The 15,822-nt window shown below is 63.6% G+C and carries 17 protein-coding genes; 12 read left to right on the top strand and 5 right to left on the bottom strand.

Annotated features, from left to right (window positions below; all coding sequences use genetic code 11):
• The first annotated feature begins 152 nt into the window (after positions 1–152).
• From NKH38_RS31190 to NKH38_RS31155, 8 genes are all read left to right on the top strand, one after another.
• Positions 153–557, top strand: a complete 405-nt coding sequence (locus NKH38_RS31190) for an endonuclease domain-containing protein (RefSeq protein WP_352764018.1) — start codon at positions 153–155, stop codon at positions 555–557.
• On the top strand, positions 554–946 hold the full coding sequence (locus tag NKH38_RS31185; protein ID WP_352764020.1) for a VOC family protein: 393 nt from the start codon (positions 554–556) through the stop codon (positions 944–946). Before NKH38_RS31190 ends, NKH38_RS31185 begins: the two co-directional genes overlap by 4 nt.
• 16 nt (positions 947–962) lie before the next feature.
• Positions 963–1,469, top strand: a complete 507-nt coding sequence (locus NKH38_RS31180; RefSeq protein WP_023687308.1) for a GFA family protein — start codon at positions 963–965, stop codon at positions 1,467–1,469.
• Positions 1,466–1,942 (top strand): GFA family protein, encoded by a 477-nt coding sequence (locus tag NKH38_RS31175; RefSeq protein ID WP_352764023.1) that lies wholly within the window; start codon positions 1,466–1,468, stop codon positions 1,940–1,942. The genes NKH38_RS31180 and NKH38_RS31175 overlap by 4 nt, the downstream gene beginning before the upstream one ends.
• An 8-nt stretch (positions 1,943–1,950) precedes the next feature.
• Positions 1,951–2,907, top strand: coding sequence for a prolyl aminopeptidase (gene pip, locus NKH38_RS31170; RefSeq protein ID WP_352764024.1), 957 nt, complete (start codon positions 1,951–1,953; stop codon positions 2,905–2,907).
• Between the two features lie 187 nt (positions 2,908–3,094).
• Entirely contained in the window at positions 3,095–4,711 is a 1,617-nt protein-coding gene (cimA, locus tag NKH38_RS31165; RefSeq protein WP_352764026.1) for a citramalate synthase, read from the top strand.
• 138 nt (positions 4,712–4,849) lie between these two features.
• A complete protein-coding gene (rarD, locus tag NKH38_RS31160; protein WP_352764048.1) occupies positions 4,850–5,779 on the top strand; it encodes an EamA family transporter RarD in 930 nt (309 codons plus the stop codon).
• Positions 5,780–5,790: 11 nt separating this feature from the next.
• Complete coding sequence (locus NKH38_RS31155; RefSeq protein WP_023673578.1) at positions 5,791–6,477, top strand: glutathione S-transferase family protein; 687 nt, start codon at positions 5,791–5,793, stop codon at positions 6,475–6,477.
• A 66-nt stretch (positions 6,478–6,543) separates the two neighbouring features.
• Here NKH38_RS31155 and NKH38_RS31150 read toward each other — a convergent pair whose 3' ends face one another.
• The 4 genes from NKH38_RS31150 to NKH38_RS31135 all read right to left on the bottom strand — a co-directional run bounded on the left by NKH38_RS31150 (position 6,544) and on the right by NKH38_RS31135 (position 9,990).
• Entirely contained in the window at positions 6,544–7,533 is a 990-nt protein-coding gene (locus tag NKH38_RS31150; RefSeq protein WP_352764028.1) for a transporter, read from the bottom strand.
• A 158-nt stretch (positions 7,534–7,691) separates the two neighbouring features.
• Positions 7,692–8,723, bottom strand: coding sequence for a sulfotransferase family protein (locus NKH38_RS31145; protein WP_352764031.1), 1,032 nt, complete (start codon positions 8,721–8,723; stop codon positions 7,692–7,694).
• A 393-nt stretch (positions 8,724–9,116) separates the two neighbouring features.
• On the bottom strand, positions 9,117–9,344 hold the full coding sequence (locus NKH38_RS31140) for a hypothetical protein (RefSeq protein ID WP_023673581.1): 228 nt from the start codon (positions 9,342–9,344) through the stop codon (positions 9,117–9,119).
• A 34-nt stretch (positions 9,345–9,378) separates the two neighbouring features.
• Positions 9,379–9,990, bottom strand: a complete 612-nt coding sequence (locus tag NKH38_RS31135; RefSeq protein WP_023673582.1) for an LOG family protein — start codon at positions 9,988–9,990, stop codon at positions 9,379–9,381.
• A 125-nt stretch (positions 9,991–10,115) separates the two neighbouring features.
• On the opposite strand from NKH38_RS31135, the gene NKH38_RS31130 reads away from it, so the two are divergent.
• The 4 genes from NKH38_RS31130 to NKH38_RS31115 all read left to right on the top strand — a co-directional run bounded on the left by NKH38_RS31130 (position 10,116) and on the right by NKH38_RS31115 (position 14,912).
• Entirely contained in the window at positions 10,116–11,822 is a 1,707-nt protein-coding gene (locus NKH38_RS31130) for a LysM peptidoglycan-binding domain-containing protein (RefSeq protein WP_352764034.1), read from the top strand.
• 230 nt (positions 11,823–12,052) lie between these two features.
• A complete protein-coding gene (locus NKH38_RS31125) occupies positions 12,053–12,388 on the top strand; it encodes an ArsR/SmtB family transcription factor (RefSeq protein WP_023703210.1) in 336 nt (111 codons plus the stop codon).
• Positions 12,389–12,412: 24 nt separating this feature from the next.
• Complete coding sequence (locus NKH38_RS31120) at positions 12,413–14,293, top strand: ABCB family ABC transporter ATP-binding protein/permease (RefSeq protein ID WP_352764035.1); 1,881 nt, start codon at positions 12,413–12,415, stop codon at positions 14,291–14,293.
• A 283-nt stretch (positions 14,294–14,576) separates the two neighbouring features.
• Positions 14,577–14,912 (top strand): antibiotic biosynthesis monooxygenase, encoded by a 336-nt coding sequence (locus NKH38_RS31115; protein ID WP_023685667.1) that lies wholly within the window; start codon positions 14,577–14,579, stop codon positions 14,910–14,912.
• On the opposite strand, the gene NKH38_RS31110 is transcribed toward NKH38_RS31115, so the two are convergent.
• On the bottom strand, positions 14,891–15,781 hold the full coding sequence (locus tag NKH38_RS31110; RefSeq protein WP_023685668.1) for an SMP-30/gluconolactonase/LRE family protein: 891 nt from the start codon (positions 15,779–15,781) through the stop codon (positions 14,891–14,893). The two genes, NKH38_RS31115 and NKH38_RS31110, sit on opposite strands and share 22 nt — an antisense overlap.
• Positions 15,782–15,822 lie beyond the last annotated feature (41 nt).

Here is a 15,822-nt window from a genome sequence, read left to right as displayed (position 1 = left end):
GCGTGACGACGTGGGAGGTGAAGCGGTGAGGGTGGCGCGAGACACCGTTGTAAGATTGGCGAAGGCGGCAGCGACAGCCAATCTCCCCCCTTGCGGGGGAGATCAGCCCTCGCCTCGGTTTTCGCTAATCGCCAGCGCGGAGTGGCCTGAGCATGGGTCACGACCTCGTTCCATCGCGTCAGCGCAAGAATGCAAAGTCCATGCTTCGCGTCATGACCGATGCCGAGCTGAAACTGTGGAATGAGTTCCGGGCTCACCGGCTGATGGGGATAAGCTTTCGCCGACAGGTACCGATTGGACCCTACATTGTCGACTTCGCCTGTTCGGCCCACCACCTCGTAGTCGAGGTTGATGGCAGTCAGCATGCCGACGTAGAAGATGCAGAACGCGACAAGGCACGCAGCGCTCAATTGAGTGCCAGTGGCTGGACCATCCTGCGCTTCTGGAACGACGACGTCATCCGCGATATCGACAATGCCTGCCAGCACATCGTCATCGGGGCCGGCTTGGCCGGCGCCGACGTGCCGGCGCCAGCAAGGGAGGAGCTTGTTTCATGATCGACCATCTCGGCATCAATGTCGCCGACTTCGACGCGTCGAAAGCCTTTTATGACCAGGCGATAGCGCCGCTTGGCGCCTCGCTGATCTACATGGTGCCACTGGAATATACCGGCGGCGCCAAGGTCGGTGGCTATGGCCGCGACCGGCCGGTGTTCTGGCTGCAGGCCAGCGATGACAAGCCGAGGACCCATCAGCACGTCGCCTTCACCGCGCGCAGCCGCGCCGAGGTCGACGCCTTCCATGCCGCGGCGCTCGCCGCCGGCGGCAAGGACAATGGCGGGCCGGGGCTGCGCCCGCATTATCACCAGGACTATTACGGCGCCTTCGTCTTGGATCCCGACGGCAACAATGTCGAGGCCGTCTGCCATGCGCCCGAACGACTATGAAACGGAGTGAGACGCCATGAGCCTCGACAACCGGCCGATCTACACCGGTGGCTGCCAGTGCGGCGCGGTGCGCTTTCGCGTCGAGGGTGCGCTGGGTGACGCCTCGATCTGCCATTGCCGCATGTGCCAGAAGGCGTTCGGCTCATTTTACGCGCCCCTGGTCTCGGTGCGTGGCGCCAAACTCGACTGGACGCGCGGCGAACCGAAATATTTCGCCTCGTCCAGCCATGTCGATCGTGGCTTTTGCGCCAATTGCGGCACGCCGCTGACCTTTACCGCGCCCGACGGCATCGGCCTCGCCATCGGCGCCTTCGACAATCCGGCTGATATCGTGCCGCTGATCCAGTGGGGCACGGAGGCAAAACTTCCCTATGTCGATACCATCCCGCAATTGCCGGGCGAGGACACTATGGCCGACATGTCGTCGGCGCCTTATCTCGCCGAGCTCGTCTCCTACCAGCATCCCGACCATGACACCGAACAATGGGACACCGAACACCGGCCGCCAGAGGGAAAATCATGACCGATGAAGTTCGAACCGGCGGCTGCCAGTGCGGTGCCGTGCGTTTCCGCATCAAGGGCAAGCTCGGCCGGGCGTCCATCTGCCATTGCCGCATGTGCCAGAAACAGTTCGGTTCGTTTTTCGGCGCGCTGGTGACAGTGCCCAAGGATGGCGTCCAATGGATGCGCGAAGAGCCCACCTATTTCCAGTCGTCGGTCAACATCGATCGCGGCTTCTGTGCCCGCTGCGGTACACCGCTGACCTATCGCCAACCTGGCGCACTGGAGATCGCCATCGGCGCCTTCGACGACCGCTCCGATCTGGCGCCGCAGATCCAGGTCAACTACGCGGTCCGATTGCCTTGGGTGGAAACGATCTTTGACCAGCCCATGCATCAGGATCCGGATTTCTACTCCCGCCAGGAGCAGATCATCTCCTTCCAGCATCCCGACCACGAAACCACGGACTGGCCCGCGCACGGCCTGAAGATATGAGCAATGAAATGAACAGTGAACTTCGTACTCTTTATCCAGAGATCGATGCGTTCGAGTCCGGCATGCTCGATGTCGGCGACGGCCATCATATCTACTGGGAGCGCTCCGGCACCAGGGGCGCCAAGCCGGCCGTGTTCCTGCATGGCGGTCCTGGCGGCGGCTTCTCGCCAAAACATCGGCAATTGTTCGACCCGAAGCTTTACGACGTCATCCTGTTCGACCAGCGCGGCTGCGGGAAATCGACACCCAACGCCTCGCTCGAGGCCAACACCACCTGGCACCTGGTTGCCGACATCGAGCGGCTGCGTGAGATGTGCGGCTTCGAAAAATGGCTGGTGTTCGGCGGCTCGTGGGGCTCGACGCTGGCGCTGGCCTATGCCGAGACGCATCCTAATCGCGTCAGCGAGCTTGTCGTGCGCGGCATCTACACGCTGACCCGCGCCGAACTCGAATGGTACTATCAGTTCGGCGTCTCCGAGATGTTCCCCGACAAATGGGAGCGTTTCCTGGCGCCGATCCCTGAAGCCGAGCGCGGCGACATGATGGCCGCCTACCGCAAACGGCTTGTTGGCTCCGACCGCAATGCGCAGATGGAAGCCGCCCTTGCCTGGAGCCTGTGGGAAGGTGAGACGATCACGCTGCTACCGGAGCCGGAGACCAGCGACAAGTTCGGCGAGGACGACTTCGCCATCGCCTTTGCCCGCATCGAGAACCACTATTTCGTCCACGCCGGCTGGCTGGAGGAGGGGCAGCTTCTGCGCGATGCCCATAAGCTCGCGGATATTCCCGGCACAATCGTCCACGGCCGCTACGACATGCCGTGCCCGGCGCGCTATGCCTGGGCCCTGCACAAGGCCTGGCCGAAGGCGGATTTCCACCTCATCGAAGGCGCCGGCCATTCCTATTCGGAGCCGGGGATTCTGGATCGGCTGATACGTGCGACGGATGGGTTTGCGGGGAAATGACAGCGCGTGGCACCCCCCTCTGTCCTGCCGGACATCTCCCCCTCAAGGGGGGAGATTGGCTGTCATCGGCGCTTTCGCAAATCTTCATCGCTGCAGGAAACGATCCGACGCTAAAGCTGCCGATCTTCCCCCTTGAGGGGGAGATGGCCGGCAGGCCAGAGGGGGGTGCTCGCGCGCCAACAGAACAATGACCAAACAACGCCTCTATCTCTTCGACACAACCCTCCGCGATGGCCAGCAGACGCCGGGCATCGACTTTTCCGTCGAGGACAAGATCGCGATTGCCAAGCTGCTCGATGACTTTGGCATGGACTATGTCGAAGGCGGCTATCCCGGCGCCAATCCGACCGACACTGCCTTCTTCCAGCAGAAGCGCACGGCGAAGGCAAAGTTCGTCGCCTTCGGCATGACCAAGCGGGCAGGCGTGTCGGCGTCCAACGACCCGGGCCTGGCAGCGCTCGTGCAGTCCAAGTCCGACGCCATCTGCTTTGTCGCCAAGAGCTGGGACTATCACGTCCGCGTCGCGCTCGGCTGCACCAATGAGGAGAACCTCGACTCCATCAAGGCTTCGGTTGAAGCAGCAATCGCCGCGGGCAAGGAAGCGATGGTCGATTGCGAGCATTTCTTCGACGGCTTCAAGGCCAATCCGGATTACGCACTGGCCTGCGCGAGGACCGCCTATGATGCCGGCGCGCGCTGGGTGGTGTTGTGCGACACCAATGGTGGCACGCAGCCCTCGGAAGTGCGCGCCATCGTCGACAAGGTCATTGTTTCAGGCATTCCGGGCGGCCATCTCGGCATCCATGCCCATGACGACACCGGCCAAGCGGTGGCCAATTCGCTCGCCGCCGTCGAGGCCGGCGTGCGCCAGATCCAAGGCACGCTGAACGGCATCGGCGAGCGCTGCGGCAACGCCAATCTGGTCTCGATCGTACCGACGCTGGCGCTGAAGCCGGCCTTCGCCGATCGCTTCGAAACTGGCATCTCGGTTGAAGCGTTGACCGGTATTTCACGGCTTTCCCGCGCCTTCGACGAATTGCTGAACCGCGCTCCGGAAGCGCAGGCGCCCTATGTCGGCGCCTCGGCCTTCGCCACCAAGGCCGGCATCCATGCCTCCGCACTGGCCAAGGAGCCGGCGACCTATGAACATGTGCTGCCCGAGGCGGTAGGCAACCGCCGCCGCGTCATGGTTTCGGACCAGGGCGGCAAGGCCAATTTCCTCGCCGAGCTGAAGCGGCGCGGCATCGATGTGCCCAGAGACGACCATCGTCTCGATGCGCTGATCTCGGTGGTCAAGGAGCGCGAGGCCGAGGGCTATGCCTATGAGGGCGCCGATGCCTCCTTCGAGCTGTTGGCGCGCAAAATGCTGCACGGCCTGCCGGAGTTCTTCAACGTCACTTCGTTCCGCTGCATGGTCGAGCGCCGCTTCGATGCCAACGGCCAGTTGAAGACGGTCTCCGAAGCCATCGTGAAGGTGATGGTCGAGGGCGAGGAGAAGATGTCGGTGGCCGAAGGCCACGGCCCGGTCAACGCGCTCGACATCGCGTTGCGCAAGGACCTCGGCAAATTCCAGAGCGAGATCGCCGACATGGAACTCGCCGATTTCAAGGTGCGTATCCTCAATGGCGGCACCGAGGCGATCACCCGCGTCCTGATCGAATCGCATGACGGCACCGGCGCCCGCTGGTGGACGGTCGGCGTATCCGAAAACATCATCGATGCGTCCTTCCAGGCGCTGATGGATTCGATCGTCTACAAGCTGATGAAGAACCGCGACATGGCGGGATTGGTCGCGGCGGAGTAAGCTTGCAGGACTTGGGTTCCTCGCCCCCCGAAGTGGGGCGAGGAACTGGCCGCGCCCCTTGAACCATCAGCGGAAGTCCATTGATCCATCATAATTTTGCGATGGTTTTGGATGGCCCACTGGGCCATAGCGTTTGCCATGGCCAGCGACACGATCCAGCCCGACGCCGACTCCAAAGCCCGCAGCGGCTTTCTCCTCGCGCTCGGCGCTTATCTGCTATGGGGGCTGTTGCCCTTCTACATGAAGGCGGTTGCGCATCTGCCGCTGATCGAGGTGATCGCCCACCGCATCGTCTGGTCGGTGCCGATTGCTGCTGCAGTGCTGGTCTGGGCCGGCCGCACAGCCGATTTCAAGGCGGCGATCCGCTCGCCGCGCAGCATCGCCATGGCGGCGCTGACGGCGACCCTGATCTCCGTCAACTGGGCCATCTATGTCTGGGCGATCTCGGTCGACCGCACCGTCGAGACCGCGCTCGGATACTACATCAACCCATTAGTTAGCATCGTCGTCGGCGCGTTGTTGCTCGGCGAGAAGCTCGACCGGCTGCAGATCGCGGCCGTGTTGCTGGCGGCGGTCGCAGTTGCCGTTCTGACCGTCGATGCCGGCAAATTGCCTTGGGTGTCGTTGGCGCTGGCGTTTTCCTTCGCTGCCTATGGGTTCTTCCGCAAGACGCTGCCGATCGGCCCGAGCCAGGGCTTTCTGCTCGAAGTGCTTTTGCTGTCGGTGCCGGCGCTTGCCTACATCGTCTTCCTGGTCGTCAACGGCCAGGACCATTTCATCTCCAGCAACGGCACCGATATGGCTTTGCTCATCGGCTGCGGCCCAGTCACCTCGGTGCCGCTGCTTCTGTTCGCCTTCGGCGCCAAGCTTCTGCGCCTCTCCACCATCGGCATCATGCAGTACATCGCACCGACCATGGTGTTCCTGATCGCCGTGCTGATTTTCGACGAGCCGTTCGGCACCACGCAAGCAATTGCCTTCGCGCTGATCTGGGCGGCATTGGCGATGTATTCCTGGTCGATGTTTCGTGGCCGTGAAATCCGCCCGGTGGCGTTGGCCCCGAGGTAGGGAGCCTTTCGATGTACGTGCTGCATATCGCCAACAAGAACTATTCGTCATGGTCGCTGCGGCCATGGGTGCTGATGCGCACCCTCGACATTCCGTTCGAGGAGCAATTGACGCCGTTTCCGACCGGGCCCAGTTTCGATCTCTACCGGGCGTTCTCGCCCAGCGGGCGCGTGCCTTGCCTGGTGGATGACGGCTGGGCTGTCTGGGATTCGCTGGCTATTGCCGAGTATCTCGCCGAGCGCCACCATGGTGTGTGGCCTGCCGAGGCCAAGGCGCGAGCCTGGGCGCGCTCGGCCGCCGCCGAAATGCATTCTGGTTTCACGGCCTTGCGCGGCGCATGCCCGATGAATTGCGGCTTGCGGGTGAAACCGTTGCCGATGTCGGACGCGCTGAAGCAGGATCTGTTCCGTTTGGGCGATCTCTGGAACGATGGCCTTGCCCTGTTCGGCGGGCCGTTCCTTGCCGGCGGCCATTTTACCGCCGTCGACGCCTTCTTTGCTCCGGTGGCGTTCCGTGTGCTATCGTATGGGCTGTCTTTCGAAGGGGCAGCTGCAGCCTATCCCCCGCAATTGCTTGGCCTGCCGGCCATGCAGGAATGGTATGCGGCGGGTCTCGCCGAGACCTGGCGGGAGCCGGACCATGAGGCGGAGGTCGCTGCCGCCGGCACCATCGTCGAGGATCTTCGCGCTACGGCGTGATGGGCATTCCAGGAAAAGCGCGTCGCGTTCCCTTGGGAATTGCGTGAAAACAAAGGGATCGGGGCGTTACGTCCGCCCGAGCCGCCTTACGAACATGTAGGTCGCCGCGGCGATCACGATCGAAACCGAGACCACCCAGAAGCCCATCGGCGTATTGACCATGGGCAGGCCACCGACATTCATGCCGAACAGGCCTGATATGATGGTCATCGGCAACAGCACCGCCGTCATCACCGACAGCACATAGAGCAGCTGGTTGGACTGCATTGTCAGCTTGGCCATCAACTCGTCCTGCAGCAACCTTGCGCGTGCCTGCAACTGCTCGCCGTCGTGATAGAGCGTGTGTGCCCGGTGCGAGACCCTTGTCGCCATGTCATTGATCCGATCGGGCAGCTCATTGCGATGCGAATGGTCGAGATGGCGAAAAAGGTTTGTGAGCGTCGCCATTTGCCGGTGGATGACCACCAGTTGACGGCGCGCCTCGACCAGCGACTGCCGCTCGCCGTGCCAGGCATCGCGCACGATACGGTCCTCGATGCCGTCCAGCGTATCGCCAAGACCGTGGAGCTCGGCCGCCATGCCGTCGAGCGACTGGCCCATGACCGCTTCGACCAGGTCGGCGGGGGAGCGGAATTTGCGCGAGCCGCTCTCCACCGCCTTGCGGATGAGATCGACCGATTCCAGTGGCTGCTTGCGCGCGCCGATCAGCGTCTTGTCGTTGAGCGCAAAACGGAAATGGCCGAGCCCGCGCGCTTCCGCCGAATAGTCGTGGCGCAGATCCGGCAGGTCGCCATAAAGCCAGGCATCCTCGAGATCGATGTGGCAACCCTGGCTGGCGCCGAGGAAAGCTTCGCGCACCGGCCCGGGCAGAGCCTGCTCGGCGGCGATCTCATGACGGGCGCGCAGGTCGGACAGCTGGTAGCTGCGCCATGTCCATGCAACCTCGGCCGCGTCCTTGGTGCGCAGGCCCTCGGCGGTGAAATGGTAGATGAAGAACAGCCCGTGCTCGTCGGGCAGGTAAGGCGACAGGCCTTCCGCGTTGAGAGCAATGTTCACGGCTCGCTTCGCCAAGAAATTTCGACCAGGTTCAGATTTCGACTATGCCGACGCGCGGATGCCGACCCGTCCTTCGTAACACGAGGGAGGCGGGTTCCGTGTGACGGTTTCTTGACAGGCGATCACAGTTTGTCGAGCAGCGTTTAGAGTGTTTGCTGCTATCGCCGACGAATGGAGCTCACCCATCGCAACGGTCCGGTCAATCGCCATCTGCGTGACGCAAGCGCTGCATCGCGCTCCGCCACCAGGTCGTCTCGGATCCTGGCCAGCGCGCTACGCTCGGCTACGAGGCCGTCTTGGGCCAGGGCGAGCGCGTCACGCTCCGCCATGAAGCTGTCTCGGGCTTGGATGAGGTCCTGCTGGGCGTGAGCAAGCGCATCACGCTCCGCCATGAAGCTGTCTCGGGCTTGGATGAGGTCCTGCTGGGCGTGAGCAAGCGCGTCACGCTCCGCCATGAAGCTGTCTCGGTCTAGGATGAGGGCCTGTTGGGCGTCAGCGAGGGCGTCACGCTCGACGATGCCCTTTTCCAGTTCGCCGTGTAGCCGTTTAGCGGCCAGGTTCCCTGCGGTAACGGCCTTGCCAACCACATCGCAGCTCTCATCGAACGTCGCCCGCACCCTGTCGAGCTGGTCGCGCAAGTCCTGGCTGTCGCCTTCAGACGCCATACTGCGCAAAATGGCATAGGCGCTGCGGACTAATGGCGTGGCATCCGGATGGTTTTGCAGATCAGCGACCGAGGCCCGCTGATGATGCAGGTCCTTGTCCAGGAACTCGGCGATTGCGGTGTCGGCCTGATCGGACGTGACAGGCCAGACGATTCCGGTCTCCCTGGCCGCGCGGTCCATCTGATGTCGCCAGTCGCTCAACAGGTCTTCGTGGCGCAGGATACAGCGCGGCATGTGTCGCGAATGATGCTCCGCTTCGAGCACGTGCCTGAGCCACAGCATGAACGCTGTCGGCAGTTCCATTTGATCCCGTTCCTGCAGCGAACAGGCGACTTCGAGCGGGTTGCGGACAGGCAGAAATGCGATCGGGTCAATCCTGAGATCGGCCAGGATCGAGGCTATGAAGGGGAGGAACCGGCAGATCCGCGGATCCTTGACGAAAAACAGGGGGGCATCGCCGACTCGCTGGCAATGATCGCCGTCATCATGGGCCGAAATCGCTCGGCTGCCGGCGACTGCAGCCACTGCCGATCTAGCGGCAGCCAATCTTGCCAGGAGGAGGCGGCCGCCGTGAGCAGGTGGTCGTCGGCGATGGTGAGTGGGGTACTTTCCCAATGTCCCTTGGGATTGTGGAGGCTCCCGGGCAGCAGATGTTTCGGCGGCGTGGCTCCATGCGCGGCGACGAGGGCGCCAAGCGCCGAGGTGCCGCTGCGGTGCATTCCGAGGACCAGGATCGCCGTCCTTGGTTCCGACGCGATCTCGCCCTTCGCGGCCTTCAATCGCTCGCGCGGATTCATCTCCCCTTTGTCTCGCTCTCCAAATTTCCGTTCCCGCCCAATGTTCTCCGTTAACCAACTGCGAAGCGGGCTGCAAATGGAAATCGTCGCCAACGTGCTTACATTGCGCACAAGACGGAGCTCAAGAAAAGCTGGACAGATCGAAGTCAGCTGCCCCAACGCTACAGATCCTTGCCAAGCAGATGCAGTCGATCAGTGGCTTCGCATTGGACTTCTGCTTCTGGGCCAGGCTGGCCTTGTTGCTGTCGCCGATCCAGGTGTTGCCCAGTGTTTCGTAGCCGGCAGCCTTGAGCGCCAGCACGACGCGGCGCAGTTGGTGCGCCAGGCCGACGACACCAACCGGGCTCAATTCCTGGCCGCCTGCGCCAAGTCCGGCTTCGTCCTCACATCTTATCAATCACCGACTGCACGCCTTCCGTCGGCGCATCGACCGACGACCCCGCCACCATGATGGCGGCGACGATGGCCTCGGGGTCTTCGACCACCAGCGGCTTGACCCGTTGCGCGGTGTGGATGAAGCCTTCGCTGGCCATATGGTCGAGCAGCGCCAGCATCGGATCCCAGAATCCTTGAACGTTGGCGAAGACGATCGGCTTGCGGTGATGGCCGAGCTGGCCCCAGGTCATGATCTCGACGATTTCCTCGACCGTGCCGATGCCGCCGGGCAGCGCCACAAAGGCGTCGGATTTCTCGAACATCTTGTGCTTGCGCTCGTGCATGTTGTCGGTGATCAGCAACTCGTCGAGCCGGTCAAGCGCGGTTTCGGTCGCCTCCTTGTTGATGAGGAAGCGCGGAATGATGCCCGTTACCTTGCCGCCGGCCTTGAGCGCGCCTTCGGCGACTGCGCCCATAATGCCTTTGGTGCCGCCGCCATAGACCAGCCGCAGGCCGGCTTTGGCGAGCGAGCGGCCAAGCAGGTGCCCGGCCTTGGCATAGATTTCATCGCGGCCCGGAGACGAGCCGCAATAGACGCAGACGGATCGAATCGTGTTCATTCGTGATTGGTGATTGGGTCTGAATGCGGGGTCAAGCCCCAAGGGCTGACAAGCCCGGGCTTTTTCTTGTCGGTGCCGGCAAAACACGCTAGACCGGCTTCAGGTGGCTAAGGGGTAGGGGAAATATGGCTGTTAATCCATTGAAGGCGTTTCTGTTCGCGGCGGGTGGGACCGTCGCGGTCGTCGGAACCGCCTATGTATCGGGCGCACTCGACCCGTATCTGAATCCCACGCCGCCTGCGGCGATTGCATCGCTGACGCCGCCGGCTGAAAAGCCGGCCGATCCGGGGACCGAGGGAAGGCTGCCGCCGGCGCCCGCCGCGCCCACCGATGCCAAGGCTCCCGCAGCACCCGCGCCTGCCGACGCAACGGCTCCCGCGACCGAAGCTGCGGCTCCGGCGGCACCTGCCGCGCCCGTTGCTGCCCCAGCAACCCCAGCACCGGCCGCGGCCGGCCCGGTTGCGCCGAGCTTCGACGTCGTGCGCGTCGAAAGCAACGGCTCGATCGTCGTTGCCGGCAATGCTGCGCCCAATTCGAAGATCGAGATCCTCAACGGCTCCTCGGTGCTTGGCTCGACTGTCGCCGGTCCGGACGGCGCCTTCGTCATCGTTCTCGATGATCCGCTGAAGCCCGGCGACTATACGATTGCGTTGCGCGCGACGGCCGGCGATGTGGTTACCCCTTCCGTGCAGACCGCCGTCGTTTCGGTTCCCAAGGACGCCGCCGGCCAGGTGCTGGCGATGGTCGAGGAACCCGGCAAGCCGGCCGAGCTGCTTAGCGTCCCGGCGCCTGAGACCAAGCCCGCGGCACCGGCCGCCGGCGATCAGGCCGCTGCCCCAGCCGCTGAGGCGCCTGCTACGGCTGCGCCTGCCGTGGCCGCGGCAGCGCCTGCCGCTCCCGCTGAAACAGCACCTGCTGCTCCGGCTGTGGAAGCCGCAACTGCCCCTGCAGCGCCAGCAGTACCTGCAGCGCCGCCGGTGGCAGCCGTGGCTGCACCCAAGATCGTCGTCGAGGCGGTCGAGATCGACGGCAACAAGATCTTCGTCGCCGGTCTGGCTGACGCCGGCCGCAAGGTGCGCGCCTATGCCAACGATATCCTGCTTGGCGATGCGGTGACCTCGCCCGACGGTCATTTCCTGGTCGAGGCAACGCGCGATATCCCGGTCGGCAACTACACCATCCATGTCGACGGTCTCGATGCCGACGGCGTGAAGGTGGTAGCGCGTGCCGCCGTGCCGTTCGAGCGCGAACCCGGCGAGGCGATCGCCGCTGTAGCGCCCGCGGAGGCCAAGCCCGCCGAGACCAAGCCCGCCGAAGCAAAGCCTGCTGAGCCGGCCGCACCGGCTGCTGCCGAAGCACCGGCCGCTCCGGAGCCTGCGGCGCCAGCCACTATGGCGGCTGCCCCTGCGAAGCCCGCACCGGCTGCTGCCGCATCCGCACCAGCCGCACCGGCGGCTGAAGCGCCGGCTCCGGCTGCCCCGGCGGTTGCCGGGGCACCTGCGGCACCGGCAGCGCCCGCCGCTGAGGCTCCAGCCGTCGTCGCGGCGGCAACGCCCGACCTGCCCGAGACGGTGGCGCCAAAGCTCGAACATGCAGACGGCGCGGTCATCATCCGCAGGCACGACACGCTGTGGCGGATCTCACGGCGCGTCTACGGTCACGGTGTGCGCTTCTCGACCATCTATCTCGCCAACCAGGACCAGATCAGCGATCCCGACCGCATCTGGCCGGGGCAGGTATTCAAGGTTCCGGAAAAGTCAAAGGAAGGCGAAGCCGCCGACCTCAAGGCGATGGGCGAGCAGGTGACAACGGCGCCGGTGAAGACGCAGTAGCGGCCGAGCGCTTGATCTCCCCCCTTGAGGGGGAGATGGCCGGCAGGCCAGAGGGGGTCGCCGCGCATAGAACGCCGACCTTCTCTTTGCTGCAAACGACGTTGCGTCAGGACGTACCAACCCCCTCTGTCGCCTTCGGCGACATCTCCCCCTCGAGGGGGGAGATTAGGTCGCTCTACCCATCGGGTTAGCTTGCCACGCACCCGTTCATCGTCTATCGCCGATGAACGATGGCAGACTCGCTCGCTGAACCAGACCACGCAAACTGCGCACCGCCCCAAAGCCGCGCCGTTGCCGCGAGCTTCGCCGCACTCTCGCACCCGGCGCGCATCGAGATCCTTAGACATCTCTCGGCCAGCAATTCCTGCTGCTGCCGCGAGGTGGTCGATCATCTCGATCTGGCGCAGTCCACCGTGTCCCAGCATCTGAAGATCCTGGTCGAAGCCGGGCTGGTCCGCTTCGAGCCCGACCGCCAGCGCTCGCGCTATCAACTCGACCGCGCCGCGCTCGCCGACGTTTCCGCATCGCTGACCGCACTCGTCAATTCCTGCTGCTCCGGCCGCTGATTTCTCACCCAAAAGGCAAGACAAGTGGCAGAAAAAACCGTTTCCGATAGCTCGACCTTCAGCACCTTGCGCAATCTGTGGCCCTATATGTGGCCGGCCGACCGCGCCGATCTCAGGGCACGCGTCACCTGGGCAACGCTGCTTCTGGTCGTTGCCAAGCTGACACTGGTTGCCGGGCCGTACTTCTTCAAATGGGCGACCGATTCTCTGGCCGGTGACGCCAAATCGCCGCCGCCGCTGCCGTCCTTCCTGCTGGCGCCGGTGATGCTGGTCGTCGCCTACAATGTCGTGCGGCTGGTGCAACTCGGCTTCAACCAGCTGCGCGATGCGCTGTTTGCCCGCGTTGGCCAGTATGCGGTGCGCCAGCTTGCGTTCCGCACCTTCGTTCACATGCACCAGTTGTCGCTGCGCTTTCACCTCGAGCGCCGCACCGGCGGCCTGTCGCGCATCATCGAGCGCGGCACCAAGGGCATCGAGACGATCGTGCGCTTCATCATGCTGAACACGGCGCCGACCATCCTCGAATTCGCGCTGACCACCGGCATCTTCGCCTACACTTATGGCTGGAAATATGTGGTCGTGGTGGCGGCCACGGTGTGGCTCTACGTCTGGTTCACGGTGCGCGCCAGCGACTGGCGCATCTCGATCCGCCGCGACATGAACGACAGCGACACCGACGCCAACACCAAGGCGATCGACTCGCTGCTCAACTACGAGACCGTCAAATACTTCAACAACGAGGGTATGGAGGCTGAGCGCTTCGACCGTTCGATGGCGCGCTATGAAATGGCGGCGACCAGGATATGGACCTCGCTCGGCTGGCTGAATTTCGGCCAGGGCATCATCTTCGGTCTCGGCACCGTCATCGTCATGTGCATGTCGGCGCTGGAGGTGCAGGCCGGCACGCAGACGGTCGGCGATTTCGTCTTCATCAACGCCATGCTGATGCAGCTTTCGGTGCCGCTCAATTTCATCGGCTTCATCTACCGCGAAATCCGCCAGGGGCTGACCGACATCGAGCAGATGTTCGACCTGCTCGATGTGCCGCAGGAAATCACCGACAAGCCGGATGCCAAGCCGCTCACTGTTACAGCCGGCAAGGTCGAGTTCCGCGACGTGCACTTCGCCTACGACCCCAGCCGCAAGATTCTGAAGGGCGTCTCCTTCGAAGTTCCGGCCGGCAAGACGGTGGCCATCGTGGGCCCGTCCGGCGCCGGCAAGTCGACGATTTCGCGGCTCTTGTTCCGCTTCTACGACGTCCAGGGCGGTCAGGTGCTGATCGACGGCCAGGATGTCCGTGATGTGACGCAGGCGAGCCTGCGCGGCGCCATCGGCATGGTGCCGCAGGACACCGTGCTGTTCAACGACACCATCGCCTACAACATCCGTTACGGCCGCATCGGCGCCAGCGAGGAAGACATGCAGAAAGCCGCCGAGCTTGCCCAGATCGGCCCGTTCATCGAACGACTGCCCGAAGGCTACCGCTCGATGGTCGGCGAGCGCGGGCTAAAACTGTCGGGCGGCGAAAAGCAGCGCGTGGCGATTGCCCGCACGATTTTGAAGGCGCCGCCGATCCTGATGCTCGACGAGGCGACCTCGGCGCTGGATAGCCACACCGAGCAGGAGATCCAGGCCGCCCTCGACCTGGTCAGCAAGGGCCGCACCACCATCGTCATTGCCCACCGCCTGTCGACGGTGATCACCGCCGACGAGATCATCGTACTCAAGGACGGCGAGATCGCCGAACGCGGCACCCATGCCGAGCTGATGCGCCAACATGGCCTCTACGCCTCGATGTGGGATCGCCAGCGCGAGGCGACGGAAGCCGAAGAGCGTCTGCGCATTGCACGCGAGAGCGATGAGCTGGGGGTGGTCGTCCGCAGAAGGACGTCGGAGGTGAACTAGGGGCGGAGCGCTATCTCCCCCCTTGAGGGGGAGATGTCGCCGAAGGCGACAGAGGGGGTCGCAGCGCGTGGAGCGCTAACCTTCATCGGTCGCAAGGGGGGCGCATCCAGTCGAACCGACCCCCTCTGGCCTGCCGGCCATCTCCCCCTCAAGGGGGGAGATATGCAGCGTCGTCGCCATCATCACCACCGAAAGTTTCCCCTTGACCTCAACCTAAGTTGAGATCGCAAACCCGTTCCTGAGCCACCGAACCCAAGTCGTTCAAGAACGGAGACAGATTCAAATGGATAAACTTGCCGAGGCAGCCGTGTTCAGGGTCGACAAATTCGTCGTTCCTGCCGAGGCCCGTGAAGAAATCCTTCGCAAGGTCAGGGCGACTCATGAATTGCTGCGTCTGCAGCAAGGCTTCGTCCAGGATTTCGTGCTCGAGCAATTTTCGGGCCCGGGCGAGTTCAACCTGGTCACCATTGTCGAATGGGAAAACCAGGCGGCCGTCGACAATGTCGTGCCGATCGTCAAGGCAGCCCATGAGCGGGCGGGCTTCAACCCGCAGGAGACCATTGCCCGGCTGGGTGTGAAGGCCGATATCGCCAACTATCAGCGTCTACCCGAGATGTAAGACGGCCAGCCGACGCCATGTGCGGGCGCTTCGACGCTCAGCACCTGGCCAGTGCGGGCATCGCTGATCATGTTCTCGAAACCACGCCATTCGGCGGCGACGATGAACAGTGTCGTGCCATCCGGCCCGCCCAGCATGCAGGCAAAGCAGCCGCGATCGGCATCGACTGTCTGCAACACCTCGCCACCTTCGCGCACCCGCACGCAGCGCTTGTTGGGAACATCCGCGTACCAGGCAGCCCCTTCGGCATCGAGGCAGATGCCGTCGGGAAAGCCATCGAGATCGGCCCAGACCCGGCGGTTGGAAAGCCCGCCATCCTCCGCGATATCGAAGGCGGTCAGCCGGTTGGCATGCGACTCCGCCACGATCAGTGTCCTGTTGTCCGGCGTCACCGCCATGCCGTTGGCGAAAGCGATGTTCTCGGCCACTTGTCGAACCGAGCCGTCCGGCGTGATCAGCACGATGGTGCCGGGCCCGAAATGCTCGCCCGGTGCAGGCGCCGACCCGCCGCCATTGACATAGATGTTGCCGCGCCCGTCGACGACGATCTCGTTCCACGGGCTCTTTGACAGTTCTCTCAAATCGGCATGGGTGGCGAGCGTCCCGTCCGCGTCCTGCCGCAGCAACAGCCCTTCGCGCCCCGAAATGACCAGCAGCCGCCCGTCCGGCAGCCAGTCGATCGAATAGGGTAGTATCGCAGGCACCGTGAGCATCACCTCGCTCTTGCCGCCCACACCCACCGCGACGATCTCGCCGGTGCCCCAATTACAGACCCAAAGTCGTCCCTCGTGCCAGCGCGGCGACTCCCCGAAAGCGAGGCCTTCTGTAATGACCTTGGCGTTCAAGGCGACTGATTTCGAGGATGGCATTGCGGATCCCTTGGTTTGTCGCCTCGCCGCAATTCGGCATT

The organism is Mesorhizobium sp. M1078, from assembly GCF_040318615.1.
Classification (GTDB): Bacteria; Pseudomonadota; Alphaproteobacteria; order Rhizobiales; family Rhizobiaceae; genus Mesorhizobium.
This window is presented reverse-complemented; position numbering and strand designations above follow the sequence as displayed.